Below are 24,255 nucleotides of genomic sequence, written 5' to 3' on the forward strand. Positions count from 1 at the left end.
TTTTACGAACAAGACTCAGGTTCAATTGCTACAGCAACTAACTCTGAGGCGTCATTGTTTGAGTAGTTCTTCACAAATTTGCGAGAGAGTTTGACACAACGTTTAGCGTTCGCGGCATTCTGAATGAGATTTTTGAACGCTATTTTTCCATTCGGAATGAGCGTATTTATCAACCATACAGGGCGTGCATCTTCCTCAATTGAAGGCAGAGTGACATCTTCTTTGTGTAAGAGTTCTATCTTACCATTGAGAGAATAGACAAAGCTTGGTTCTGCGTATGTGATTGCTCTAACTGTTTTGGGGGCTGTAACATCATTGCAATGTGCGGCTTTTTTGTTGGCTGCACTACCATCAGGATAACCACACACACCATCAAGAGCTGCCATGGCGGCATCTGTTGCGATAATCCAAGTTTGGTTGGGAAGAACAACAGCCCGTAGGCTAACACCCGCAATTAGAGCGCAACCAATAAGCGCGATTAATGCTGCATCAAATTTTCTAAGGAATGAGAATACGAAAACGGTGATTACCGCTGCGATAGTCAACAAGAACGGCCATATTGGAGCTCCAACGGCTTGCCAATCGGCGTTCCACAGGCTCATTACGCGTAATTCTTCTTTTCCGAAATCACCAGCTGCTTCTGCCCTGAAGGCTTCCATTCCCCATGGAGAAAGAATGGCGATAATTAGGACGGAACTTAAACCGAAAAGAGCAATTGAAACCCATCGACTCCAAGTGGGGGGGGCGTCTTTATGGTTGGTCATCATATAGTCTAGCGCAATTCCAGCCATTAACGCCAAAGCCGGGTATGTTGGCATGGGATAGTGGGCCAGTTTTGTTGGCATGGCTTCAAACACAATCCATGTCGGAATTAGCCAAGCTAATAGAAATTTCCAACTTGAATGATCTAGAGATTTCGTTTTTGTGGTCGATTTTTGGGGAAAAGCTTGCGAGAAAACGAGTGCCAATCCAGGTATAACAAATAGAATTGAGGGCCACATCATCAGTGGCAAAAGGGCCAAGTGAGTTCCGGGAGGCGCGCTGTGACCTTCCGCACCACTCACTAGTTTGGGACCGAGATCAACATTGACGCTTTCGTTTAAGAATACGCCATCGGTCGCTATTTGAACCGCAATAAACCAAGGCAAAGCTAACCAGACAAATAACAGAGGTCCTGGCCAAAATATCAGTGGTTTCATCCATTCATATTTGCGTTCCCAGATGGCTAGACCAAGCATTGCCAACCCAACTACCATCGGTGCGACTGGGCCTTTAATCAATACGCCCCATGCGAGTGCAAACCAAAAAATAATTGCCAGCGATTTGTTACCAATAAAGTATTGGGGAGGAGCACTTTTTTTGGCTTTTCGGGCTTCATCCGTGCGTTTTCGCAAATGCGCTAAACAGGCCATAGACAGACAAATAAAGCCAACCATGGCTGCATCTGTTTTTGCTATATGGGCTTCTGAAGATAGTAGGAGAGTGGAGCCTAGCAACACACTTGAAAGTAACGCAGCGCGGTTAGAAAAAAGCACCGTTCCTGCCCAGAAAGTTGCCATGGCTGCCATGATCGCGCCTAAAAAAGACGGGACACGAAAAGCCCATATTTCTCTGTCATCTACATCGGAGAGCGTTGCAACACTAGCTGATTGCAACCAATGAATACCCACCGGTTTTTTGTTTCTGAGCCCGTCATGAAAGCGGATAACAACATAATCACCCGTTTCCAGCATTTGAGAGCTTGCTTGTGTAAAACGTGCCTCATCGCGATCCATAACCGGCATAGAAAAAACACCCGGAAGAGACAGGACCGACATTAATAAGGCGATCAATATGTAGGGGCGTATTCCTTTGGAAAGAGTATCGAGATTCAGCATCTACACATCCTGATCATTCTATCCCAACAATGATGAATTAACTCTCATTTGGGGCAAAGCATTATGGACAATCTTTGTTCTTTGAGCATGGTCTTAGATTTTTCGCCACTGAAAAATGCAATTTATTCATTGCGTCTTTTTTATTTTTGATGACTAGGCAAAATCGACTAAACGCGTTTTAAGGCAATAATAAAGTTTTTGTAGAGTTTAGACCATCTGGAAGAGGCGAAGAATTTGTCTGAAGGCGTTGAAGAGTTGAAAAATATGTCAGGTGCTTTGGAAATTTCCGTTGTTATTCCGGTTCACAATGAGTCTGGGAATGTGGAAAATCTCGTAAGTGACATTGCGGAAACATTAGATGGTCGCGCTTATGAAATGATTTTTGTCGACGATACATCCACTGATGACACACGTGCAAAGCTTGTTTCTTTGAAAGAAAATTTTTCTACTTTGCGAGTTCTCGGGCATCGGGAAAACGCAGGACAAAGTCGCGCGATCCGCACTGGTGTATTGGCTGCGAAAGCGAGCATTGTGGCGACTTTAGATGGCGATGGTCAAAATCCGCCTGTTGATATTCCTGCATTGGTAGCCAAACTTATACGCACAGATGCTCCAGAAAATTTAGGGTTGGTTCAAGGTGTTCGTGCAAAACGTCAGGATTCGGCATGGAAAAAATTTGGATCCAGATTGGCCAACACTGTGCGCCAAAACCTTTTGAAAGATGATCACAGTGATTCTGGATGTGGTGCGAAAGCATTTAAGAAATCTGCATATCTAATGCTTCCATACTTTGATCATATGCACCGTTACATGCCAGCTTTGATGAAAGCTGAGGGCTATGAGGTTGAAGCCGTACCTGTAAGCCACAAACAAAGAGAGTTTGGTAATTCAAAATACACAAATTTCGGGCGCTTGGCGGCTGCATTATCTGATCTTAGAGGTGTGCTGTGGCTAAGGAAACGTCGTCGCCATCCTGGCGGAGCAGACGAGTTATAATTTGTGCATTTGCCATTTGACGTGTCGTGCAAGTATGTATGATATGGGCATAGGGACTTTTAAATGTTTGATTTTTTCGCTACGGCTGCTGCAGGACGTTTAGATGACAAGGCGAGTGAGGCCAAAAAGTCAGCTAAAAAAGGTAGATCTTCAGAAAGGGGACGAGGCATGCGCGCATTATTTGGAATCTTTCCACTGCTTTCAATTCCAATAATTATTTATAATTTGCTTGCTTTCTCGCGTAGCCCAGATGATCCCGACGCACAAATGGTTGAAGGGGTGGCAGTACCATTGAGCGACGTGCCACATATGCACGCTTTCTTGAACACGCCAATTTGGAAAATTCCAATGGTTTCTGACGGAACTTTTTGGGCGATTTCGCGCGGCGATATACTGATTATTCTTGGGTTGACCTTTCTGTTCATGGAAGTTCTTAAATCGACAAGTACTGGTGCATCGACCATTTTCAATCATGCTGTCTCGATGCTGTTGTTCATCTTTGCTTTAGTAGAATTCTTGCTGTTTAAGAATTTCTCGACATCAGTTTTCTTTATCCTGTCAGTTATGTGCTTGTTAGATGTATTGGCAGGTGTCGTTGTAACCATTGTATCCGCCCGAAGAGACTTTGCAGTCGGTGAAGGCTTTGGAAGGTAGAGTAAATCGTGGCGCTTTTTTTTGATTATGAATGGTTTGATGATCGTTTAAAATCTCTTGGTCTGGGGCGAGATTCTCTTGCAAGAAATTCCGGTATGACGGTGGATGAAATCGATATGATTTTTGACGATCGTCGTGCCATCAGCGTCTCTGAAATTCATTCTTTTGCGGATACATTATCTGTAAATCCCGAAATCATCGCCAAATATTGTGGTGTAAGTGATCTGGCTCTTGAAACAAGAATTCAAGAAACTGCGGGTGGACCAGAGAGTGGTATTGAAACCGGTGTTTCCCGGGAAATGATTATGGGGCTTCACGAGCGTATTGACCGTGTAGAGCAGTTGCTAGAGATGGTACTGACGAAGCTTGATGCGCGAGGATAGCTAAGCTTTGCGGGTATGCATTGGTCTCAAGTAAGGATTGATGACTTTGTCATAAGCGCGATCAGCGGCAATTGAATTGCTGGCCTCGGAAGCAGAATTGAGTTCTTGTCCTAAAATATGAGCGGCAAATGTTGGGCTTACCCACTGGTTTTTATCGCTAGCTGCATTGTTTGGTTGAGAGTGATGACGAGCACGATCCTGACCGCGTCGGTCAGGCTGGTTGCGGCGGTCAGTAGAGCGCCTATCGGGCCCAGACCTTGGGCGCTGATAGTATTGGCTATCAGTTGAACGTCTGTATGAACTGTAGCGGTTTGATGCAGGTAAAACTCTCATGATAGAAATCTAGCAATAAATTTGCCAATTCTCCCATTCGAAGGCTGGTGATCCTTAAAGGTGGTCTTGATGTGTAGCGGGAGAGATCATTTTTGCGCCAGTTTTTCGATTTGCTTTTGCATGTCAGCCATTTGTTGTTGCAGTGCGGAAAGAGCATCATCCGTAGCTTGGTTTTCAGTCTCTTTTTTAGGCGTGGTATCTTCTTCGGGAGGTGGAGATGGCGGAGTAGTGTGCGCTGCAGCAGGAGACATGAACATTTTCATGGTTTCTTCAAATAGAGAAATATTATTCCTGATTTGGGCTTCAAATACCGATCCATTGCCTTTGTAAGGAGAAGTTTTTTCTAATTGCTCTCTCCATTTCTCTTGTTGACTGAGAAATGTGTTCATCGATAACTCTAAGTATGAGGGCAATACTGTTTGGACGCTCTCGCCGTAGAGTTGAATGATCTGACGAAGAAAACTGATTGGCAATATGCCTTCGTCACGATTTTCTTGCTCAAAAATAATCTGGGTAAGGACGGATCGGGTGAGATCTTCTCCGGTTTTGGCGTCCTGAACAATGAAATCCCTCTCTTCGCGAACAAGTCGGGCAAGATGATCTAAAGTTACATAGGCGCTAGCGTTTGTATCGTAGAGACGACGGTTAGCGTATTTCTTTATTATGATTTTATCTTCGGAACCATTCGTCCCTTTCGATGTCGTCATAGTTTTTTTCTTCCAAGATTTTCGAGCACTGGCACTGGCGCGATTCTATCGTTGTTTTGTGCGCTTTTTCAACAGGCTTACTATTGCTTTGCACAAATTACAAATGCAACTGCGAAATAGAGGGCAATCAAGCAAATTGAGGTAAGTGAAAAATATAGGCTTGTGTTGCGGTGCAGCATAGTATTTATTGTGTCTATAATAAGAAAAAATAATTTCAGATTGTGAGAGAGGTTCCACGAAAAGATGGGGCAGAAAATCTGAAAACTGGGAAGAAAAGAACAGCCAAGTACGGGAGAGGCTAAAATGGATAGAGTTGCATTAGTGACGGGCGGTACACGCGGTATTGGTCGTGCAATATCCGAATTGTTAGTGAAAGATGGTTTTAAGGTCGCTGCCAATTACGCTGGAAACGATGAGGCCGCTAACAAATGCGCTGAGGAATTGGGTATTTCAGTCTTCAAGTTCGATGTTGGTGATTATGATGCCTGCCAAGAAGGTATCAAGGCCATTGAAGAAAGCATTGGAAGTGTGGATGTATTGGTGAACAATGCAGGCATTACACGAGATGCCATGCTGCACAAAATGACACGCGAACAATGGGACGATGTTATCCGTGTTGATTTGACTTCGGCGTTCAATTTGTCTCAGGCTGTTATCAACGGAATGCGCGATAAAAACTGGGGCCGAATTATCAATATTTCCTCCATCAACGGTCAGAAGGGGCAAATGGGCCAAACTAATTATTCTGCAGCAAAAGCTGGGTTGATTGGTTTTTCAAAAGCTCTAGCTCAGGAAACTGCACGTAAAGGCATTACGGTAAATACGGTTTGCCCAGGATATACAGACACAGACATGGTTGCTGCAGTTCCTGAAAAGGTGCTCGATAGTATCATTTCAACGATTCCTGTCGGACGATTGGGCAAGTCTGAAGAAATTGCAGCATGTGTGTCATTTTTAGCATCAGATGGTGCTGCTTTTGTCACGGGAGCGACTTTAGCTGCTAATGGCGGGCAATATATTCCGACGTAAAATCAGTCATTAAGCCACGAAGATTGTTATAAATTATAGGTTAACGTCTTCATCGCAGAATGTATTTGGAAAGAAGTGGGCTTGGCAAAACCAGCTGCTTCTTTCTAAATTGATACTAATTCTGCCTAAAATCTGCCCCAGTCGCAGGGCTTTATGACAAACATGAAACATTCAAGCTGTACTCTCTCTCGGATCCTTTTTGTATCAGCCGGTATATTGGTGGGCGCGGTTGCGCCAGCGCTTGCTTACAATCCACCGCGAGCTTCAAGCGCCGATCTAGTTTCTATGTTGAACTCTCAATTAGCACCAACTACGCGTCCGGCGTATTACATGGATGCCAATTCGGGAAAACGATTTCTATTGGACCGTACAGGTCCGCACGCTTTGCTTCAGTTTGAAGGTGACGAAGAGGTATTTGCTCTGAGGTCCAGTAATGGGCCAAGGGGAGATCAATTCTATCGTACTGATACGGGGCGTGTGTTTCTGCGGGTGACTAATCTGGGGAATGTTATCATTTTTCCTTTAGGCGATCGCCATGGCGCTCCGACATCATTGGATGCGGCATCCAACGCGATTATTCCTCCACCTCATCCGGCAAACTTCGATGTGGCTCTAAAGGATGTACAATCTCGTATTGCGTCTTCACTTGGTTCTCAGCCCAAGATTAACATCAGTTCTGATCTCAAGGATTATGCTGATTGGACAATGGAAGCAGTCCAAACCACGAGTTCTGGTATTTCCCTCGCTCAGAATTATGGTGGAGTGAAGATAGAAGAGATTTCATTTCGCCTTGGAGAAGGTTCAGCCGCATCCTTAAAGGATGATCACCTTCGGATTACCATTGCACCTGCAGATGGATTTGCTGGACGTCCTTCTTCTGAAGCGATAGCAAAGACAATTACAAAGCGCGGATAACGCACTGGGTGCACAGTTAAAAATTGTCTTTCATTTTGCGGATGTGGGCAAACACATTTTCGCTGGCGTATCTATTCATTCCTAGAAAATTTGCGAAAACAGGGTTGTCTGCTCGCAAAAATGGATTGGTTAGTTTTTCCATACCCAAGTTTGTTGGGATTGTTGGTTTGTCTGCTGCACGCAGTTCTTTGAGTTTAGTGCCATAATTTCTAAGATCAGTGTTTTCAGGGTCGATCGACAGAGCAAATTCCAGATTTGCAAGCGTATATTCATGAGCACAATATATTTGCGTTTCATCGGGCAGGGCACGAATTGTCTTTAGGCTGTTCCAAAACATTTCTGGTTGGCCTTCAAACATGCGTCCGCAGCCAAGCGCAAATAAGGTATCACCCACAAATGCTATGTTGTGAGATGGGATGTAATAACTGATGTGTTCTAGAGTGTGTCCCGGAGTAGCCAAAACTTGGATTTGTAAATCACCAAATTCTAATGTTTCTCCACCAGAGAGTGTTTCATCTAGAGGTGCATTGAGCCTAGAATTTACTTCCTTGGGACCTAGAATCCGGCACCCCGTTTCTTTTTGTATTTTTTCATTCCCGCCGGCATGGTCTGCGTGCCAATGAGTGTTAAGTATATGGGTGATTGTCCAACCTAAAGAATTGGCTTTTTCGAGTATTTTTGATGGATCAGGTGAATCGATACAAATTGTTGAATTTGATGCAGCATGATGCACAAGGTATCCATAATTGTCGCTTAAACATGCAAACATGCACACATTTGGGGCAGTATTGGAAAGATTTGGCATTTTTTTAGCACCTGTATTCAGATTATATAATCGGCTAGGGTTAGGTTACATCTAGAATATGCAAGAGGGCAAAGCATTTGCGCGTTGAAGTTGGTCGATTGAAGTCATTTTATGACTCGCCTTTGGGGCGGGCAGCATATGCTATGATTTTGCGGCGCATAGAAGCAATTTGGCCTCACGCAGATGAGATGGATGTTTTAAGCTTTGGGTATGGGCAAGAGTTCTTAAATACATATGCCCAAGATACACGTCGAGCGATATGTGCGGCACCAGCTGCTCAAGGGGCGGTTTGTTGGCCGTCTTCTGCAAACTCATCAACAACATTGGTGGATGAAGATAGACTACCATTCGCAGATGCTGTTTTTGATCGAATTTTAGTGATTCATGGCTTAGAGGATACTGATAACCCTGATCGCTTGATGAGAGAACTGTGGAGAGTAGCTGCACCAGAAGCGAGAATATTAATGGTTGCTGCTAATCGATCTGGGTTGTGGTCACAAGCAGAATCTACACCTTTCGGGCATGGGCGACCTTATACGAAAAGGCAGTTGAATGGATTGTTGAAGTCCGCGATGTTTCAACCAACAGCCTGGACAAGAGCGCTCTATGCACCACCCATAGGGATGAAGGTTGTCACTGCAGCTGCTGATGCGTGGGAAAAAACAGGGGAAATCGCTTGGAAAGGATTTGGGGGAGTGCTGATGGTGGAAGCAATCAAGCAACTATACATCGATCCGCAATTGCCAAGTGCTGAGAAAGAGCGATCTAGAAAAGTTGTGCCTGCAAATATAGTGCGTCCTGATACGACACGACATTCTCGAAAAGAGGGTGAAGAGATTAGGAAGTTAGTTGCTTAAAGAGTTGAGTATTTCATGGGGTGCTTTACCCCGTTTTTTATAGAAGGAGAGACACTATGAAACTTGTTACTGCTGTCTTTAAACCGAGCCGTTTGGATGCTGTTCTTGATGCTGTCACAGAAGTGGGTGCGTCTGGTGTAACAGTTTCGGAGGTGCGCGGTTATGGGCGTCAACACGGTAAAACAGAAGTATACCGCGGTGCTGAATATGAAGTGCGTCTTTTGCCGAAGGTAAAAGTTGAAATAGCGACATCTACTGATCTAGTAGAAAAGGTTGTTGAAGCGGTTTCTACTGCTGCAAACACTAATAAAATTGGTGATGGTAAGATTTTTGTATCTGACCTTGAAAGCGTTATGCGTATCCGTACTGGTGAGCGTGATGCAGCTGCACTAGTCGGTTAGGCTTTTGCTTTTTCTCCGAAAAGCCAAAATTGAACATTTCACAGTTTTGGCTTTCGGGGGCTGTTTGCCTGGCTCAAATAGCTCAGGGACCTGATTTGTTAGATGGTGTAATTGGGTTATTCTAATCACCGTGGTCCTCTATCTACTTTTGCACTCAATATACTCTCGTACGGCTATATTCTCACAATGTAGAGGCTAGTTGTTTGTATGAGTATTGAGGAATTCTTCTCTGCCTTCCCCAACGATACGAATTGACAGATCTACAAAAATTGATTGTCCTCACCAATAGTTCATATTCGAACTAAATTGGGCTGTGTTGTTAACAGGGTGGATAATCAACTGCTATGGTAGATGTAGAAACGATCGAGTTTGAAGCTTCAGACGGATGGAAACTCGTTGGCGATGTGTACCGAGGGCCGTCTCCTAAAAGGGCAATTTTGATTTCTGCTGGAACCGGATTTCCACGAAGGTTCTACAAGCGTGCCGCCAATTACCTCGCTGAGCAGGGAGCGATAGTCCTGACATATGACTATCGAGAAATTGGTGATTCTACTTCCGGAGACATCTCGAAGTCTCAAGTCCAATACACGGACTGGGGCAGGTATGATTTGAACGCAGCGGTAGAGGAATTAGATAAAGTGTCTGATGGGCTTCCTATAATGCACGTAGCTCATAGTGTTGGGGGGCATTTTATCGGGGTAGCAACCAATCATACCAAAATAAAAAAGCACGCAAATATCGCTGTTGGGGTTGGGTATTGGGGTGCTCATAAAATGCTATACTGGCCCTTAGAGATGTTCTTTTGGTGGATTATGGGCACCTTTTCGCTTGCCCGTTGGAATTACATAAAGTCCATTGGGGGTTGGAGGGGCGCGCCTCTACCCAAAAATGTATTTACCACATGGCGTCGTTGGTCTTCTAAATCGAGCTATTTCAAAGATGAACTAAATGATTTCATGCAGCCTCAGCATTATGATGAGGTGATAGCGCCTTTTAAGTCATGGGTGTTTACTGATGATCCTATTGCGACCGTAAAAGCAACGAAATCTCTTATGGAGGTGTACCCAAATGCTTCAAGTGAAATATCAATATGTCATCCGCAAGATATCGGTGTGAATACGATAGGGCATGATGGTGCATTTCGAGTAGGACGAGACGCACTTTGGCAGCAATGGTGGGATTGGTTTGTATTAGAAGAGTAAATGGTGGAGCCTAGCGGGATCGAACCGCTGACCTCTTCGCTGCCAGCGAAGCGCTCTCCCAGCTGAGCTAAGGCCCCATCTTTGATGAGCGACGCGAAACAGCGCGCTCTGGGAGGGCGTTTAGTATACCGCGTTCACATTGTGATCAAGTGTTTTTTCATTTAATCCTTGGATTTGTGTGCGACTTTATAGGCGTTCGCTTCCCAGTTTTGTCCGTCAAATTTATTGAGAGTGACGTCTAACGTTTGCCATTCATCCAAACATCGCCAGGTTACAGCATATCCATCGGGGTTGGAGCGAGGGATGTAGAAGCTTTTTATGCCGCATGTTTTGCAAAAAAGATGTTTAGCTTGTTTGGTGTTGAAGCTGTATTCGACAAGCTTTTCTTGTCCCTGAAGTAGCTGAAAGCGTGAAGAGGGGATGATCACGTGAATGTTTCCACTCATTGTACAAATTGAACAATTGCAATCTTCAACTTCGAAAGAATTTGGTAATTCGACCTCGAAACGAACAGCGCCGCAATGGCAACCACCCATATGTTTTGTAAATTCATTCATTTTCAAAAAGCCATTGTGATAGATAAAAAAGAAGCCTGCAAAACGATGGTTGCAGGCTTCAATATTTCGTTCAAATTTTCAATAGACTAGAGAAGATCTTCATCGTCACCTAAGTTGATGTCATCATCATCATCTAGGTCAGGTAGGTCTTCGTCGTCTTCAACGATTGACATCCCAGCTTCATCTTCGTCGATTTCGTCTTCAACGCTTGGCTCTGCCATGCGTTGTTTAGAGCCTGGCGTATCATCTTCTTCGTCGTCGCCAAGAGTAACATTATCAGCTTCTGCGTCGATTTCAGGCACTTCTTCAATGCCATCTTCGTCTTCATCATCAGGTGTTTTTGTTTTTACCTGATCTTCATCGCTGTCGTCAGTTGTTTCGTTTTCCGGCTCATCAGCCTCTTTCCCTTTGCTTAGCTTGGCTGTAATAGCAGCAAGCGGGTCAAATGTGTGACCACATTTTGGACAAACGGCAGGGCTTTTTTTGAGGTCGTAAAATTTGGCTTCACATTCCGGACAGGTTTGCTTTTCACCTAGATCTGCTTTTGACACGTTCGAAACCTTCTAAAAATCTTTGTTTTCGGGCGGTTGCCATGTTAACGCGCCGGTGTAAAGCGCTATATGACAAAACTTCGCGGATTCTTTTGTGATATGTCAGAGATTAATACAATACCAATAGGAGTAAAACTTTATGCATGCCATTTCTAAACCAGTCTCTCGATTAGATGGTGCATTGCGTGCTCCGGGTGATAAATCCTGCTCTCATCGTGCGCTAATGTTTGCAGGGCTTGCAGAAGGTACGAGCCTTATTGAGGGGCTGCTCGAAGGTGACGATGTCAAGGATACAGCCAAGGCTATGGCTGCGTGTGGGGCACAAGTAGAGCGTTTGTCCTTGCGCCGATGGAAAGTAACTGGTGTTGGCGAGGCAGGACTTCAAAACCCAACCGACGTATTGGATATGGGAAATTCAGGAACGGGTGCTCGTCTTATGATGGGGCTTGTTGCGGGCCAAAAATTAAAAGCGACTTTTGATGGAGATGTCAGTTTACGTGCACGTCCAATGGGCCGTGTGCTTAATCCATTGGCAGAAATGGGTGCCAAAAACGAATCAAATGATGGAAAACTTCCGCTCACATTAGAAGGTGCGCCACTCACAGCAATCGAATACACACCGCCACACGCATCTGCGCAGGTGAAGTCATGTGTGATGTTGGCCGGTCTTGGTGCTGAAGGCACAACGATTGTGAATGAACCACGCAAGACACGCGATCACACAGAACGTATGCTTCGGGCTTTTGGTGTGACAGTTGACGTTGAAGAAAAAGACGGAAGCTCTCGTATTTCGCTAAAAGGTGGTCAAAAGCTAACAGCCACGAATGTTGATATTCCGGGTGATCCATCTTCAGCAACTTTTCTCTGGGCCGCTGGATTGCTTGTGAAAGAAGGGGGCGTGTCTGTTCTCAATGTTATGGAAAATGACACTCGAGACGGGCTTGTGCATGCCGCTAAAGCCATGGGAGCGGATTTGGTGGTCGAGCAAACCGGAGAATCCGGTGGTGAAGTCATTACGACAATCACATCTAAGCCATCAGCGTTGAATGCTAAATCACCAGACCTTGCGATTGTGCCTGCGATGATAGATGAATTCCCATTGTTTGGTGTGTTGGCTGCGTTTGCCGATGGTGACACATTAGTGACGGGTGCAGAAGAATTGCGCGTAAAAGAATCTGATCGCATTACAGCAACGGTAAACATGCTCAAAGCGAACGGCGTTGAAGCCGAGGAACGTCCAGATGGTTTCTTGGTAAAAGGATGCGGTCGTAACGGAGTGCCGGGTGGTGGTGTGGTGGAGGCTTGCCATGATCACCGCATTGCTATGTCTGCTATGGTTATGGGATGTGCTGCCAAAGCCCCTGTCAAAGTCGACGATATTTCTGCGGTGGCAACGAGCTATCCAGAATTTTTTGCGCACATGCAGTCTCTTGGTGCAGATATAGAGCAAGGGTAAAAGTGAATGATCATCGCAATTGATGGAACGTTAGCGTCAGGCAAGGGCACACTTGCCAAAAAATTAGCTGCGCATTTCAATTTGCCGCATATGGACACGGGGGCACTTTACCGTGCGACTGGCGTAGCGGCTATGCGCGCTAAAGTAGATTTGGGTGATGAGGAGGCGTGCGCCGATATCGCGTCGAAATTGGAGCTATCTGTGTATCCGGATGCTGAACTGAGAACGGCTGAGGCAGGGCAAGCGGCTTCTAAAGTGGCTGCATTGCCCAAGGTTCGCCAAGCCTTGTTCGACCTTCAAAGATCGTTCGCGATGCAAGATGGTGGTGCTGTGCTAGATGGACGTGATATAGGGACTGTTGTGTGCCCAGAGGCTGATGTGAAATTTTGGGTGGATGCAGCGGTGGAAGAACGCGCTCGCCGAAGATGTCTGGAGCTTGAAAAGGCGGGCAAGCCCATCTCTCAAGAAGATATGGTCAAAGAACTCAAGGAACGCGATGAGCGCGATAAGTCGAGAGCAGCAGCACCTATGAAAGCTGCCGATGATGCCTTTGTCTTGGATACAACCGTCATGACACCAGACGAAGTGATTAAGGCAGCGTTAGAATTTATTTCCTCGAAGTCTGCATGATTTAAGGCTGAAAATAGTGAGAAAACAAAAAAAGTGGTTTAAGCACATAGCAAAAACCACCCTTTAAAACATTCTAATTAAACTAAAGCCTTATAGGCCTGCTTCGTCTAATTTCTTGTCTAGATCGTCAAGAAAAATTCCAAACGCTCTTTTGTAAGCTAGTCTCCAATTTGCATCGCTCGCAATTTGAGCTTTGTTCATGCTTCTGGCAGAAATAGCAACTGACTGGTCTATGCTTCCAGAAAAATTCAATTCACTGCCAATTTTAGCTTCAAATTTTACTGCAAACATTCCAGGTGTGTACCAGGCCCAAAATTCTGAAATATCAATTTTAAGCTGGATGGATGCTGAGGGGTTTTCAGAAACCGTGTAGCCTCGACTCTCAAGACCTTCAACTATTAGTTTGCGCATCTCACTTTGAACAGTGCCACTTTCTGGAAGGGCAACCATTCCCATGGCTTTTCCATACCCATTACGCTGCCTACCGATTAAGTTTGACAGCTGGTCCTTCGACATTGCTTCCAAATTGCCTTTGGTAGATGGCGTTGAAGGTTCTCTTGGTTTTTGTTCAAAAGAGCGATTATCCGAAATGTCTACGATGTAAACTTCACCGCTCGCCGTTTTTTCATTTGAAAAGCTGTCCATTACAAGGTCCACATTGCGTGTTCCTGTTACACAGCCACCAAGAAGCAGCGCAAATGCTGCGATCAAAATATTAAATTTCATGTTGAGTCCCCAGTTAGTTGAAATAAAAATTTCAATGATGAATTGGGTACTATAAAATTCTACTTTAAGCAATTAAGGCTTTTGATGATGCTTCTAAAAGTTGAATTAAGAAATGGAAATGCAATCGTCTTTCACAAGCGGTTTGTCTTAATTGAAATATTGGTTCAATTGTGGAGTTTCGTGGCTAATATCTCACGTTTTTGACGAATCGATTAAAAACTCGCGCTGATTCTCTTTGAATCACGGCCTAACCCTTGACTTTATAGCATTGTAGCGGGATACCGCCCGCTCTCTTGAATAGAGAAAAATACTGAAGCTACATGGTGTAGCGAGACCGCTGGGACAACCAGCAGGCCTGTAACGACGAATTATATTTGGAGTATTGATGTCTGATCTAGACTCGATGAACCCGACCACCGACGACTTCGCGGCGATGTTCGAAGACAGTTTTTCCGGCAACTCAATGATTGAAGGCCGGGTTATCCCAGCCACAGTTACTGCAGTTGATAACGACTTTGTTGTTGTTGATGTTGGTTTGAAAACAGAAGGCCGTATTCCGGCTCGTGAATTTGCAAACGATGAGAAAAAGCCAGAAACTGGTGCTCTCGTTGAGGTTTTCCTTGAGCGCATCGAAAACGCGCTCGGAGATGCAGTTCTTTCTCGCGATAAAGCACGTCGTGAAGAAGCATGGAACCGTTTGGAAGGTCAGTACTCCGCAAAAGAAACAATCAAAGGTGCAATTGTTGGCCGCGTAAAAGGTGGTTTCACAGTGGACCTTGGTGGAGTGAACGCATTCTTGCCTGGTTCACAAGTAGACATCCGTCCAATCCGTGATGTTGGTCCTCTAATGGGCCAAGAGCAGCCATTTGCGATTCTTAAAATGGACCGCCCACGCGGAAACATTGTTGTATCTCGTCGTGCTGTTCTTGAAGAATCACGTGCAGAACAACGCGCAGAGATCGTTGGCAACATGGGTGAGGGCGAACAGCGCCGTGGTGTTGTTAAGAACATCACTGACTATGGTGCATTCGTTGACCTTGGCGGAATTGATGGTCTTCTACACGTGACTGACATGTCTTGGAAACGTGTTTCACACCCAAGCCAAGTTGTAGAAGTTGGTCAAGAAGTTGAAGTTCAGATCATTAAGATCAACCCAGACACGCAACGTATCTCTCTTGGTATGAAGCAATTGATGTCAGACCCATGGGATGGCGTTGCTGCAAAATACCCACTTGGTGCGAAACTATCTGGTCGCGTTACAAACATCACAGACTACGGTGCTTTTGTTGAACTAGAAGATGGTGTTGAAGGTCTTATCCACGTTTCTGAAATGAGCTGGACTAAGAAAAACCTACACCCAGGCAAAATCATCTCTTCTTCTCAAGAAGTGGAAGTTATGGTTCTTGACGTTGATAGCGACAAGCGTCGTATCTCTCTTGGACTTAAGCAAACACAGAACAACCCATGGGAAGCATTCATTGCTGAGCACCCAGTTGGAACTGATGTTGAAGGTGAAGTTCGCGGTATTACTGAGTTCGGTATGTTTATCGGCCTTGGTCCTGAGCTTGACGGTATGGTTCACATCAACGACATCGACTGGAGCAAGTCTGGTGAAGAAGCGATCCAAGACTTCAACAAAGGTGACACTGTTAAAGCACGTGTTCTTGACGTTGATGTTGAGAAAGAACGTATTTCTCTTGGTATCAAGCAACTTACTGGTGACCCAATTGAGACTTCCGATGTTCGTAAGAACAAAACAGTTACTGTAACTGTGACTGAAGTTGCTTCTGGTGGTATCGAAGTATCCTTCGGTGATGAAGGTCAGGAAATGACTGCATTCATCCGTAAGTCAGACCTATCTCGTGACCGTGCAGAGCAACGTCCAGAGCGTTTCTCAGTTGGTGACAAGATTGATGCTTTGATCACTCAGTTCGATAAAGCGTCTCGTCGTGTGTCTCTGTCTGTTAAAGCTCTAGAGATTCGTGAAGAGAAAGAAGCTGTTGAGCAGTATGGTTCAGCCGAATCAGGTGCATCTCTAGGTGATATTCTTGGTGCAGCTCTAAAGACTGACGACGAATAGGAGGTGATTCAGTCGAGAATCCTTGGCTGATATCGCATTTACCTTAAAAAATTAACGATTAGGCCCGAGAAGTACTTGCTTTTTGGGCCTTTTTCATTTCAAATCTCAGTTATGCTACGTTCAGAACTCATATTGCGTCTATCAGAAGAACGCCCTGAAATTCGTCCTCGTGAAGTCGAGCGGATTGTGGATGTTATTCTAGATGAGATCTCAGCGGCCCTAGAGGCTGGCGACCGCGTAGAATTACGTGGTTTTGGTGCCTTTTCCGTTCGTCAGCGTGAAGCGCGAACAGGCCGTAATCCGCGGACTGGTGAATCAGTTCCTGTTGAAAAGAAATACGTGCCTTTTTTCAAGGCAGGTAAAGAGCTTCGCGCTCGATTGAATAATGGTGAAGATCCCGAAGATAGGTAGATCTAAATACCTGACCCGCTAAATTAGTTAAATAAAACGAGTACCCTAGTAACATACTAGGGTATTGTTTGTTTTTTACAAAAGTGTACTTTTTAGAATAATTATGATTCGAGCATGGGGCTGAATCTATTCGAAGAAGGGGTATCGCTTATGGGTATGATTTCCGAATTTAAAGAATTCGCGATGAAAGGAAACCTGGTCGATATGGCTGTAGGTTTCATTCTGGGTGGTGCATTTGCCACTGTTGTTAAGTCTCTTGTCAATCAAGTGATTATGCCACCAATCGGCATGTTATTGGGTGGTGTTGATTTTTCCAATTTGAAAGTTACGTGGAAAGACGCTGTTGTTGAAAACGGCGAAACTGTCAAAGAGGCTGTTACTTCTAACGTCGGGGTTGTAATCAACGACACTATATCATTTCTAATAGTAGCATTGGTTGTGTTCCTGGTTGTTAAGGGGATGAACGAAGCTAAAAAGAAGGAAGAGGAAGCGCCTGCTGAACCGGCTCCTCCTCCAGCTCAAGAAGTACTGCTTTCAGAAATCAGAGACTTGCTAAAGAAATAATCTTAGTTTATAGATCTACGCATGTAGAGTTTTGAGTAGATTGCAGAAGGGCGGCCTTTATGGTCGCCTTTCTTGTATCTATCTCTAAGTATTCTTTGTATACAGATTGAATTTATACTGCAAAGAACTTGCCCAAGGCATATAACCCAATGAAAACAGTAAAGATTTGTGGCCTTCAAGACAAAGCAATGATTGATGTTGCTTTGGATTCTGGTGCGAAGCATCTCGGATTTGTGCATTTTGAGAAAAGCCCAAGGCATGTTGAACTAACAGCATTAGATTTCCTCACAGATTATGTGGGGATGAAAGCAATGACTTGGGTCGTGCTAGCAAAACCTGAATTATCACTTTTGTTGGAGATTGCACGAAACGCTTCAAGTGTTCAGGGGATGCAAATTCATGGAGAATTGCCGATTGAAGTTGTCCATGAAGTTCGAAAAATACGCCCTGATATGAAATTCATGCGCGCCTATTCCGTTGCGGAGGAAAATGATTTCCCTTCTCAGGAAGACATGAACCAATATGATTATGTGTTGTTTGATGCCAAGCCAAAACCTGACGACAAATTGCCGGGTGGAAATGGAACGAGTTTCAATTGGCAGATTATGCAGGGCTTTCAGGTCGATAAACCTTGGTTCTTGGCTGGAGGCTTAGATGCAGGAAATGTTGATGAGGCCATTTTGCAATCAGGAACGCAAATGGTTGATGTTTCCTCTGGTGTCGAAAGTGCACCTGGAGTAAAAGATGCTGATCGAATTAGAGAATTTATTGCTGCAGCATTGAATTAAAATTGTCGCACAGATTTTAAACGCGACTGTGAATTTATATTTTGCTGATTTTGCGTGCAAAAACATGGCGTTTTTTCTCTCTTCGCGCTATCTGACTTTTGTGAATTGGATAAGAAGGATTTTTCGTCATGGACACGCGCAATACATGGGATAAATGGCCGGACGAAAATGGACGTTTTGGTGAATTTGGTGGTCGTTACGTTGCTGAAACACTGATGCCGCTTATCCATGACCTTGAAAAAGAATATAATGCGGCCAAAGCAGACCCAGAATTTGAAACGCTTTATCGCGGGTTGATGCAGGATTATGTGGGCCGTCCCTCTGCAATGTATTTTGCAGAACGCCTGACAGAGCATTTTGATGGTGCAAAGATATATTTCAAACGTGATGAGTTGAACCACACAGGGTCTCACAAGGTAAACAATTGTCTTGGACAGGTTTTGCTTGCGCTTCGCATGGGCAAGACGCGTATCATTGCTGAAACTGGAGCGGGGCAACATGGTGTGGCGACTGCTACTATTTGTGCTCGCTTTGGTTTGCCTTGCACGGTGTTTATGGGCGCAACAGATGTAGAGCGTCAAAAACCAAATGTGTTTCGTATGAAATTATTGGGTGCTGAAATTGTGCCTGTTTCATCGGGTACAGGGACGCTTAAAGACGCCATGAATGAAGCACTGCGTGATTGGGTAACGAATGTGCATGATACCTTCTACGTGATTGGGACGGCGGCTGGGCCGCATCCATATCCGCAGTTGGTGCGTGATTTCCAATCTGTAATCGGCCGTGAGGCAAAAGCTCAAATTCTGGAGCGTGAAGGACGTTTACCTGATGCCGTGATGGCGTGTATTGGTGGTGGATCAAATGCAATAGGGTTGTTTCATCCATTCTTAGAAGATGAGGGTGTGCGCCTCATCGGAGTTGAAGCTGAAGGTTCAGGCATCGAAACAGGTGAACACGCGGCGGCGCTAAATGGCGGTGAACCCGGTATTCTTCACGGTAACCGAACATATCTCCTGCAAGATGATGATGGACAAATCATAGATGCGCATTCGATCTCAGCAGGATTGGATTACCCGGGGATTGGACCTGAGCATTCTTTCCTAAAAGATACAGGCCGTGCTCAATATTTAACGTGTACGGATAAAGAGGCACTAGAAGCTTTCCAATTGTGCACAAAGCTGGAAGGCATCATTCCTGCGCTTGAGCCTGCTCACGCCATTGCCCGTGTCGGGGATGTGGCCAAGGAGTTAGGCAAAGATGGTCTGATCATTATGAACCTTTGTGGTCGGGGTGATAAAGACGTATTTTCTGTTGCAGAACATCTAGGAATTGATATCGCTTAAATTTGATCGCTTGACGCTCCTTTGGTCTTGTAGTGAATTGGTTTTCATTAAAGTTATAGCTTTTGCGCCGCGTATTTCTGTGGTGCAAATTTTGGATGTGTTTAGCGGGATGATACCACTATGAAAAATTCTTTGATTGCTGTTTCTGCGATTACTTTGATTGCACTTGGTGCATGTGGAGAAAAATCAGAGCCTGTTGCTGAAGCTCCTTCCGGAAAAGTAGAGCATGATGAACACGGTCACGATGACCATGATCATGACGCTCATGAGCATGAGACAGAAGTGGCAGTTATCAAAGAGCGTCAAGAGAAGTTTAAAGCTATTGGTGGTTCTTTTAAAAAAATCAATGATCAATTGAAGTCAAATTCTCCAGATCTAGCGGTTATAAGTGAGGCAGTCAGCGTTGTTGAGCCGCTTGCTTCTGAAATCGATACATGGTTCCCAGCCGGAACAGGGGTGGCTTCGGGAGCGAAGACAGAGGCACTAGAAGTTATTTGGAGTGATCCAGAAGGTTTTGCGGCTGAAATAGAAAAATTTAGAACAGCTGTAGCTGGACTAAAAGAAGCTGCAGGAACTGAAGATGTTGATGCGATTACTGCTGCTTTCCGCACAACAGGTGGTACATGTAAAAGCTGTCACGATTCCTACCGTCTAGATGATTAATCCTCCTATCAGTTCATCCTCAAAAGTATTGATTTGGGATTGGACGATCCGACTATTTCATTGGTTCCTCGTTCTGTTGATTGCCGGCCTTTGGTGGACAGCAGAAGAGGGCATGATGGATTGGCATCAGCGTTTTGGTCTTTGTGCGTTGGGTCTAATTGTATTTCGACTTTATTGGGGCGTTGTCGGTTCGTACACAGCGCGGTTTACCAGCTTTGTGAAAGGTCCAAAGTCCGTAGTTGTTTATCTGCGATCCATATTTAGTGGTGGGCCTTATAAGCCTTCATTTGGTCACAACCCAATTGGTGCACTGAGTGTACTGGCGTTGCTTGGCAGTGTCTGTGCGCAGGTGACAACTGGATTGTTCGCGGTTGATGTAGATGGTTTGGAGTCTGGCCCACTTTCGCGTTTCGTTGAGTTTGATACAGGAAGACTTTTTGCTGAAATTCATGAGCTAACTTTTGATGTTATGCTCTGGCTTGTCGGTTTGCATGTCTTGGCTGTGATTGGATATGTGGTGTTGTTAAAAGCCAACATTCTCATTCCTATGATAACGGGGCGGCGCGCTGAGGAAAATCAGGAAGTTGAAAGACCTCATGTCTCAGTATCACTTATGAAGGTGGCGGTTGGAATTCTGCTCTCGTGTGCGGTTGTCTATTTTATTGCAAACGCGTGATGATAAGTTTGTGAGATTATTTCCTTTCAAACTTGCTTTATAGTTGAGCCAAATACAGTTGTAGCATACAAGCTAGGTTCTTCTTTGCTTGAAGGCTCTTATGACACCTGACATCATCCTCATTAGAATTAATTGCCCCGATGATCTGTGCGCAGCTTCAATTGGCGAAACGCTGATTACAAACAGACTGGCAGGTTGTGTAAATATAGATGGTCCGGTTGAGTCCATCTATATGTGGGATGGTCAATTGGAGCGTGAAGAGGAGTGGGTGTTGTGGGTGAAAGCACCAGCTGCAAATTTCACTAAAATAGAAGCTCAAGTGATTGATCTACATCCACATGATGTGCCTGCAATTTTAGCTATGCCTTGCATTGAAGCAAATGCACGTTATGCAGAGTGGCTAACAACAAACACGAAGTCTTAAATATGCCTATATCAAGAATATCAGCAGCTTTTGAAAAAGCTGAATCCCATAACCGTGCAGCGTTTGTGGCATACATGATGTGCGGTGACCCTGATCTAGATACATCATTTGAGGCAATGAAAGCATTGGCAGACAATGGTGCTGATGTGATCGAACTTGGTGCGCCATTTACCGACCCAATGGCTGATGGACCAGCAATCCAAAAAGCAGCGCTTCGTTCCTTGGCAAATGGTACGAAACTGGCTGATGTATTGTCTACTGCCAAACGGTTTCGTGAAACCAACCAAGATACACCGATTATCATAATGGGATATGCAAACCCAATTCATAAAATGGGGTATGCTGAATTTGCTAGAGCTGCTTCTGAAGCTGGGGTTGATGGTGTAATCACTGTGGACCTTCCTCCAGAAGAGGACGAAGAATTGCGCTTAGGCCTAGCAGAGGTTGATTTAGCTGTTATTCGTCTAGCAACGCCAACAACAACTGATGACCGCATGAAAATAGTGGCAGATGGTTCTTCTGGATTTGTTTATTACGTGTCAGTTGCGGGAATCACAGGTTCAGGAACTGGTGCACAAACAGATATTCAAGCAGGTGTGGATCGAGCTAAAAACGCATCTGGCTTACCAGTAGCTGTTGGATTTGGTGTTAAAACGCCTGAACAGGCCGCAGAATTCTCGCGATTGGCGAATGGGGTTGTCGTAGGGTCTGCAATTGTAGAAGAAGTACGTCTAGCAATTGAAGCTGGTGCACCAGAAGATGCACCAAAACGCATGGGAGCACTTGTGAAAAGTCTCGCAGGCGCTATTGCTACTGGTCGTTCGTAAGTGAACTTGAATAGAATTATGGGAGTTACCAGATGAGCTGGCTGACAAATCTGCCACCGGGCCTAAAAAATGTGTTCGGTAAAAAAGATACGCCGGACAACCTTTGGATTAAATGTCCTAAATCTGGTGATCTTGTTTACAAGGATGACCTCGAGGCGTCCTTGTTTGTAACGCCAGCTGGAGCGCATTTGCGTGTTGGTCCTGATTTGCGTTTCAAAAGCATGTTTGATGGTTCTGAATATTCTGAATTAGAATTGCCTGAAGTTGTCAAAGATCCATTGAAATTTAAAGACGATCAGAAATATGTAGACCGTCTAAAAAAATCACGTGCGAAGACGGGCCGTGAAGATTGTATGGCTGCTGCTGAAGGTAAAATTGGTGGTCAAAATGCTGTTGTTCTAGTGCAAGATTTTGCTTTCATGGGCGGATCTCTTGGTATGGCAGCAGGAGAAGCATTCATCACTGCCGCTGAACGTGCGCTCGAGACAAAGTCAGCATTGATTATTTGTACTGCTTCTGGTGGTGCCCGCATGCAGGAAGGTGCACTTTCTTTAATGCAAATGCCGCGCACAACTGTTGCGATTACAGAATTACGTGACGCAGGCTTGCCATACATTGTTGTACTAACTGACCCGACAACGGGTGGTGTAGCTGCATCTTATGCGATGATTGGTGATATTCATATCGGTGAACCGGAAGCAATGGTTGCATTTGCTGGTGCGCGTGTGATTGAGCAAACAATCCGTGAGAAGCTGCCAGAAGGCTTCCAGCGCTCTGAGTTTTTGCGTGAGCGCGGTATGGTGGACATGGTAGTAGATCGCCGTGAATTGCCACAAAAACTTGGTCAGATCTTATCTATGTTGATGGGCGGTGAACCTCAGCCGGAAATAGAGCCGGTAGCTGTTGAGGCAGACACAGCGTCGGAAATTAGCGAAGAAGCTGAAGTGACTGAGGAAACAGCTGCTGAAGAAACTGAAGCTCCAGAAGCTGAAGTAGTTGAAGAAGAAAAGCCAAAGCGTAAATCTCGTTCTAAGGCTGCACCAAAAAGCGATAGCTAATTGATTGATGCCGACGATAAAACAGTAAATGCGGCGTTGTCTGCATTTACTGATCCGCGAGGCAAAACTGAGATTCGTTTCGGTTTGGAACGAATTAAACAAGCTCTCGCTATTTTAGGTGATCCCCAGAATAATTTACCTCCTACCATTCATATTGCTGGTACGAATGGAAAAGGATCCGTTGCAGCTTTTTTGAGGGCAATGGGGGAGGCTGCAGATTTATCTGTTCATGTTTTCACATCACCTCATCTCATTCGAGTGAATGAGCGTATCCGTTTAGCAGGACGCTTGGTCACGAATGATGAGCTGATTACAGCTCTCGAAAGAGTGGAAGATACAGGCACTGATCTTACTTACTTTGAAGCGCTAACAGCAGCTGCGTTTTTGCTGTTCTCTCAGGTAAAAGCAGACCTGTGCATCATCGAAACAGGTGCAGGGGGAGAGCATGATTCCACGAACGTTATGGCAAAACCAGAGGCTTGTATTATAACAAGTATTGGGCGTGATCACGAGAAACTATTTGGTTTTTCTGACATCACATCAATTGCTCGAACCAAAGCGGGGATAATGCGATCTGGCGTGCCTGTTGTGATTGCGGAACAGCAAGAAAATGATGCGGTTCAATCTCTGTTGGAAGCTGCCAAAGATAGGAATGCTGATGTGATTCTTGCCGAACGCGATTGGCAGGATGGTTTGGATGATAACGCCTTTGTTTTTAAAGATGAAGATGAGCAGGTAAATGCGCCTTGGTTAGGTCTTGCTGGGCAGCATCAACGCATGAATGCCGGTGCTGCATGTGCGGCGCTAAGACAATTGAATCTTCCTAGTGTTACAGCTGAGACTATGGCGATCGGCTTGAGAGAAGCTAGTTGGCCAGCACGCATGCAAACCTTGAAATCGGGGCCTTTGCAGCAAGCTATCCGCTCGCGTATTATTGTGGATGGAGCGCATAATCCTGCAGCAGCTAAAGCAGTTGCGGAGTCCATTTCTGTTCAGATTGAAGCGGGAGAAGAGAAACCCGCAATGCTGATGGCGATGCAGAACAATAAAGATGCTGATAAGATTATAGGTGCGTTTGCGCCTGTTGTGTCTAGTTTTGTGATGACATCTTTGCCTGCTGACGCGGGACAGGAGGGAGGCTCTAGCGCTGACCCAAATGAATTGATGAAGATCGCTGAAATGCACAAAGCTAAGGCTCAATCAGCATCCAGTTTAACTGCAGCACTCACCGAATTAGCAAAGCTTGATTCTGACACAGTATATATCTGTGGATCGCTCTATCTTGCGGGTGCAATACTGACATTGAATAATCAAACGGTTGAATAAAAAAGCCCTACTGAGC

General features: G+C 44.9%; 28 protein-coding genes and 1 tRNA gene. 21 read left to right on the forward strand and 8 right to left on the reverse strand.

The annotated features are described in order from the left end of the window. Positions 1-2 precede the first annotated feature (2 nt). Complete coding sequence (locus F551_RS16045) at positions 3-1,877, reverse strand: ArnT family glycosyltransferase (protein WP_018995687.1); 1,875 nt, start codon at positions 1,875-1,877, stop codon at positions 3-5. Positions 1,878-2,141: 264 nt separating this feature from the next. Between F551_RS16045 and F551_RS0101420 the strand changes: the two genes are divergently transcribed. The 3 genes from F551_RS0101420 to F551_RS0101430 all read left to right on the forward strand — a co-directional run bounded on the left by F551_RS0101420 (position 2,142) and on the right by F551_RS0101430 (position 3,910). Next, entirely contained in the window at positions 2,142-2,873 is a 732-nt protein-coding gene (locus F551_RS0101420; protein ID WP_033404464.1) for a glycosyltransferase family 2 protein, read from the forward strand. A gap of 63 nt (positions 2,874-2,936) precedes the next feature. Then, positions 2,937-3,527, forward strand: a complete 591-nt coding sequence (locus F551_RS0101425) for a hypothetical protein (RefSeq protein ID WP_018995689.1) — start codon at positions 2,937-2,939, stop codon at positions 3,525-3,527. An 8-nt stretch (positions 3,528-3,535) separates the two neighbouring features. Next, the gene (locus F551_RS0101430; protein ID WP_018995690.1) at positions 3,536-3,910 is read left to right on the forward strand and encodes a hypothetical protein; all 375 of its coding nucleotides are present in this window, start codon (positions 3,536-3,538) and stop codon (positions 3,908-3,910) included. Here the strand turns inward: F551_RS0101430 and F551_RS0101435 are convergent, their stop codons facing one another. Together F551_RS0101435 and phaR are read right to left on the reverse strand one after the other, a co-directional pair. After that, entirely contained in the window at positions 3,911-4,243 is a 333-nt protein-coding gene (locus tag F551_RS0101435) for a hypothetical protein (RefSeq protein WP_018995691.1), read from the reverse strand. A gap of 86 nt (positions 4,244-4,329) precedes the next feature. Beyond that, the gene (gene phaR, locus F551_RS0101440; RefSeq protein ID WP_018995692.1) at positions 4,330-4,950 is read right to left on the reverse strand and encodes a polyhydroxyalkanoate synthesis repressor PhaR; all 621 of its coding nucleotides are present in this window, start codon (positions 4,948-4,950) and stop codon (positions 4,330-4,332) included. 303 nt (positions 4,951-5,253) lie between these two features. Between phaR and phbB the strand changes: the two genes are divergently transcribed. Both phbB and F551_RS0101450 read left to right on the forward strand, forming a co-directional pair. After that, positions 5,254-5,979 carry an acetoacetyl-CoA reductase gene (gene phbB, locus F551_RS0101445; protein ID WP_018995693.1) on the forward strand — a complete coding sequence of 242 codons (726 nt, stop codon included), beginning with the start codon at positions 5,254-5,256 and terminating at the stop codon, positions 5,977-5,979. A gap of 153 nt (positions 5,980-6,132) precedes the next feature. Next, complete coding sequence (locus tag F551_RS0101450) at positions 6,133-6,894, forward strand: DUF4908 domain-containing protein (protein WP_018995694.1); 762 nt, start codon at positions 6,133-6,135, stop codon at positions 6,892-6,894. A gap of 16 nt (positions 6,895-6,910) precedes the next feature. Here F551_RS0101450 and gloB read toward each other — a convergent pair whose 3' ends face one another. Continuing rightward, positions 6,911-7,699 carry a hydroxyacylglutathione hydrolase gene (gene gloB / locus F551_RS0101455; protein WP_018995695.1) on the reverse strand — a complete coding sequence of 263 codons (789 nt, stop codon included), beginning with the start codon at positions 7,697-7,699 and terminating at the stop codon, positions 6,911-6,913. 77 nt (positions 7,700-7,776) lie between these two features. On the opposite strand from gloB, the gene F551_RS0101460 reads away from it, so the two are divergent. From F551_RS0101460 to F551_RS0101470, 3 genes are all read left to right on the forward strand, one after another. Further along, on the forward strand, positions 7,777-8,556 hold the full coding sequence (locus F551_RS0101460; protein ID WP_018995696.1) for a class I SAM-dependent methyltransferase: 780 nt from the start codon (positions 7,777-7,779) through the stop codon (positions 8,554-8,556). Between the two features lie 56 nt (positions 8,557-8,612). Then, on the forward strand, positions 8,613-8,957 hold the full coding sequence (locus F551_RS0101465; RefSeq protein WP_018995697.1) for a P-II family nitrogen regulator: 345 nt from the start codon (positions 8,613-8,615) through the stop codon (positions 8,955-8,957). A gap of 344 nt (positions 8,958-9,301) precedes the next feature. Further along, complete coding sequence (locus F551_RS0101470) at positions 9,302-10,159, forward strand: alpha/beta hydrolase family protein (RefSeq protein ID WP_018995698.1); 858 nt, start codon at positions 9,302-9,304, stop codon at positions 10,157-10,159. A gap of 1 nt (position 10,160) precedes the next feature. On the opposite strand, the gene F551_RS0101475 is transcribed toward F551_RS0101470, so the two are convergent. From F551_RS0101475 to F551_RS0101485, 3 genes are all read right to left on the reverse strand, one after another. Next, positions 10,161-10,236 (reverse strand) — tRNA-Ala (locus F551_RS0101475). A gap of 84 nt (positions 10,237-10,320) precedes the next feature. Continuing rightward, positions 10,321-10,716: a GFA family protein gene (locus F551_RS0101480; RefSeq protein WP_033404362.1), complete on the reverse strand. Its 396-nt coding sequence runs from the start codon at positions 10,714-10,716 to the stop codon at positions 10,321-10,323. Between the two features lie 86 nt (positions 10,717-10,802). Then, entirely contained in the window at positions 10,803-11,267 is a 465-nt protein-coding gene (locus tag F551_RS0101485; RefSeq protein ID WP_018995701.1) for a TIGR02300 family protein, read from the reverse strand. Positions 11,268-11,406: 139 nt separating this feature from the next. Between F551_RS0101485 and aroA the strand changes: the two genes are divergently transcribed. Next, complete coding sequence (aroA, locus tag F551_RS0101490; RefSeq protein ID WP_018995702.1) at positions 11,407-12,723, forward strand: 3-phosphoshikimate 1-carboxyvinyltransferase; 1,317 nt, start codon at positions 11,407-11,409, stop codon at positions 12,721-12,723. Positions 12,724-12,729: 6 nt separating this feature from the next. Then, entirely contained in the window at positions 12,730-13,353 is a 624-nt protein-coding gene (cmk, locus tag F551_RS0101495) for a (d)CMP kinase (RefSeq protein WP_018995703.1), read from the forward strand. 90 nt (positions 13,354-13,443) lie between these two features. Here cmk and F551_RS0101500 read toward each other — a convergent pair whose 3' ends face one another. Continuing rightward, a complete protein-coding gene (locus F551_RS0101500; protein ID WP_018995704.1) occupies positions 13,444-14,079 on the reverse strand; it encodes a YajG family lipoprotein in 636 nt (211 codons plus the stop codon). Between the two features lie 385 nt (positions 14,080-14,464). On the opposite strand from F551_RS0101500, the gene rpsA reads away from it, so the two are divergent. From rpsA to F551_RS0101560, 11 genes are all read left to right on the forward strand, one after another. Beyond that, positions 14,465-16,159: a 30S ribosomal protein S1 gene (rpsA, locus tag F551_RS0101510; protein WP_018995706.1), complete on the forward strand. Its 1,695-nt coding sequence runs from the start codon at positions 14,465-14,467 to the stop codon at positions 16,157-16,159. Positions 16,160-16,270: 111 nt separating this feature from the next. Then, positions 16,271-16,570, forward strand: a complete 300-nt coding sequence (ihfB, locus tag F551_RS0101515; protein ID WP_018995707.1) for an integration host factor subunit beta — start codon at positions 16,271-16,273, stop codon at positions 16,568-16,570. 150 nt (positions 16,571-16,720) lie between these two features. Further along, complete coding sequence (gene mscL / locus F551_RS0101520) at positions 16,721-17,134, forward strand: large-conductance mechanosensitive channel protein MscL (RefSeq protein ID WP_026296591.1); 414 nt, start codon at positions 16,721-16,723, stop codon at positions 17,132-17,134. Positions 17,135-17,283: 149 nt separating this feature from the next. Next, positions 17,284-17,922, forward strand: a complete 639-nt coding sequence (locus F551_RS0101525; RefSeq protein WP_018995709.1) for a phosphoribosylanthranilate isomerase — start codon at positions 17,284-17,286, stop codon at positions 17,920-17,922. A gap of 128 nt (positions 17,923-18,050) precedes the next feature. Next, positions 18,051-19,265: a tryptophan synthase subunit beta gene (gene trpB, locus F551_RS0101530; RefSeq protein ID WP_018995710.1), complete on the forward strand. Its 1,215-nt coding sequence runs from the start codon at positions 18,051-18,053 to the stop codon at positions 19,263-19,265. Between the two features lie 120 nt (positions 19,266-19,385). Next, the gene (locus F551_RS17005) at positions 19,386-19,928 is read left to right on the forward strand and encodes a c-type cytochrome (protein WP_018995711.1); all 543 of its coding nucleotides are present in this window, start codon (positions 19,386-19,388) and stop codon (positions 19,926-19,928) included. Beyond that, entirely contained in the window at positions 19,921-20,604 is a 684-nt protein-coding gene (locus F551_RS16055) for a cytochrome b/b6 domain-containing protein (RefSeq protein ID WP_018995712.1), read from the forward strand. Before F551_RS17005 ends, F551_RS16055 begins: the two co-directional genes overlap by 8 nt. Positions 20,605-20,704: 100 nt before the next feature. After that, the gene (gene cutA, locus F551_RS0101545) at positions 20,705-21,028 is read left to right on the forward strand and encodes a divalent-cation tolerance protein CutA (protein ID WP_018995713.1); all 324 of its coding nucleotides are present in this window, start codon (positions 20,705-20,707) and stop codon (positions 21,026-21,028) included. A gap of 2 nt (positions 21,029-21,030) precedes the next feature. Continuing rightward, entirely contained in the window at positions 21,031-21,855 is an 825-nt protein-coding gene (trpA, locus tag F551_RS0101550) for a tryptophan synthase subunit alpha (RefSeq protein WP_018995714.1), read from the forward strand. 32 nt (positions 21,856-21,887) lie between these two features. Further along, positions 21,888-22,913, forward strand: coding sequence for an acetyl-CoA carboxylase carboxyltransferase subunit beta (locus F551_RS0101555; RefSeq protein WP_018995715.1), 1,026 nt, complete (start codon positions 21,888-21,890; stop codon positions 22,911-22,913). Continuing rightward, entirely contained in the window at positions 22,914-24,239 is a 1,326-nt protein-coding gene (locus tag F551_RS0101560; protein WP_018995716.1) for a bifunctional folylpolyglutamate synthase/dihydrofolate synthase, read from the forward strand. It abuts the gene before it with no gap. Positions 24,240-24,255 lie beyond the last annotated feature (16 nt).

It is taken from the genome of Hirschia maritima DSM 19733 (assembly GCF_000378345.1).
Lineage (GTDB): Bacteria > Pseudomonadota > Alphaproteobacteria > Caulobacterales > Hyphomonadaceae > Hirschia > Hirschia maritima.

Bases quoted from the DNA above. Each gene is read 5' to 3' on its own strand.
- F551_RS16045 (WP_018995687.1), bottom strand. From the start codon at position 1,877: ATGCTGAATCTCGATACTCTTTCCAAAGGAATACGCCCCTACATATTG.
- F551_RS0101420 (WP_033404464.1), top strand. From the start codon at position 2,142: ATGTCAGGTGCTTTGGAAATTTCCGTTGTTATTCCGGTTCACAATGAG.
- F551_RS0101425 (WP_018995689.1), top strand. From the start codon at position 2,937: ATGTTTGATTTTTTCGCTACGGCTGCTGCAGGACGTTTAGATGACAAG.
- F551_RS0101435 (WP_018995691.1), bottom strand. From the start codon at position 4,243: ATGAGAGTTTTACCTGCATCAAACCGCTACAGTTCATACAGACGTTCA.
- phaR (WP_018995692.1), bottom strand. From the start codon at position 4,950: ATGACGACATCGAAAGGGACGAATGGTTCCGAAGATAAAATCATAATA.
- phbB (WP_018995693.1), top strand. From the start codon at position 5,254: ATGGATAGAGTTGCATTAGTGACGGGCGGTACACGCGGTATTGGTCGT.
- F551_RS0101450 (WP_018995694.1), top strand. From the start codon at position 6,133: ATGACAAACATGAAACATTCAAGCTGTACTCTCTCTCGGATCCTTTTT.
- gloB (WP_018995695.1), bottom strand. From the start codon at position 7,699: ATGCCAAATCTTTCCAATACTGCCCCAAATGTGTGCATGTTTGCATGT.
- F551_RS0101465 (WP_018995697.1), top strand. From the start codon at position 8,613: ATGAAACTTGTTACTGCTGTCTTTAAACCGAGCCGTTTGGATGCTGTT.
- F551_RS0101470 (WP_018995698.1), top strand. From the start codon at position 9,302: ATGGTAGATGTAGAAACGATCGAGTTTGAAGCTTCAGACGGATGGAAA.
- F551_RS0101480 (WP_033404362.1), bottom strand. From the start codon at position 10,716: ATGAATGAATTTACAAAACATATGGGTGGTTGCCATTGCGGCGCTGTT.
- aroA (WP_018995702.1), top strand. From the start codon at position 11,407: ATGCATGCCATTTCTAAACCAGTCTCTCGATTAGATGGTGCATTGCGT.
- cmk (WP_018995703.1), top strand. From the start codon at position 12,730: ATGATCATCGCAATTGATGGAACGTTAGCGTCAGGCAAGGGCACACTT.
- F551_RS0101500 (WP_018995704.1), bottom strand. From the start codon at position 14,079: ATGAAATTTAATATTTTGATCGCAGCATTTGCGCTGCTTCTTGGTGGC.
- rpsA (WP_018995706.1), top strand. From the start codon at position 14,465: ATGTCTGATCTAGACTCGATGAACCCGACCACCGACGACTTCGCGGCG.
- ihfB (WP_018995707.1), top strand. From the start codon at position 16,271: ATGCTACGTTCAGAACTCATATTGCGTCTATCAGAAGAACGCCCTGAA.
- mscL (WP_026296591.1), top strand. From the start codon at position 16,721: ATGGGTATGATTTCCGAATTTAAAGAATTCGCGATGAAAGGAAACCTG.
- F551_RS0101525 (WP_018995709.1), top strand. From the start codon at position 17,284: ATGAAAACAGTAAAGATTTGTGGCCTTCAAGACAAAGCAATGATTGAT.
- trpB (WP_018995710.1), top strand. From the start codon at position 18,051: ATGGACACGCGCAATACATGGGATAAATGGCCGGACGAAAATGGACGT.
- F551_RS17005 (WP_018995711.1), top strand. From the start codon at position 19,386: ATGAAAAATTCTTTGATTGCTGTTTCTGCGATTACTTTGATTGCACTT.
- F551_RS16055 (WP_018995712.1), top strand. From the start codon at position 19,921: ATGATTAATCCTCCTATCAGTTCATCCTCAAAAGTATTGATTTGGGAT.
- cutA (WP_018995713.1), top strand. From the start codon at position 20,705: ATGACACCTGACATCATCCTCATTAGAATTAATTGCCCCGATGATCTG.
- trpA (WP_018995714.1), top strand. From the start codon at position 21,031: ATGCCTATATCAAGAATATCAGCAGCTTTTGAAAAAGCTGAATCCCAT.
- F551_RS0101555 (WP_018995715.1), top strand. From the start codon at position 21,888: ATGAGCTGGCTGACAAATCTGCCACCGGGCCTAAAAAATGTGTTCGGT.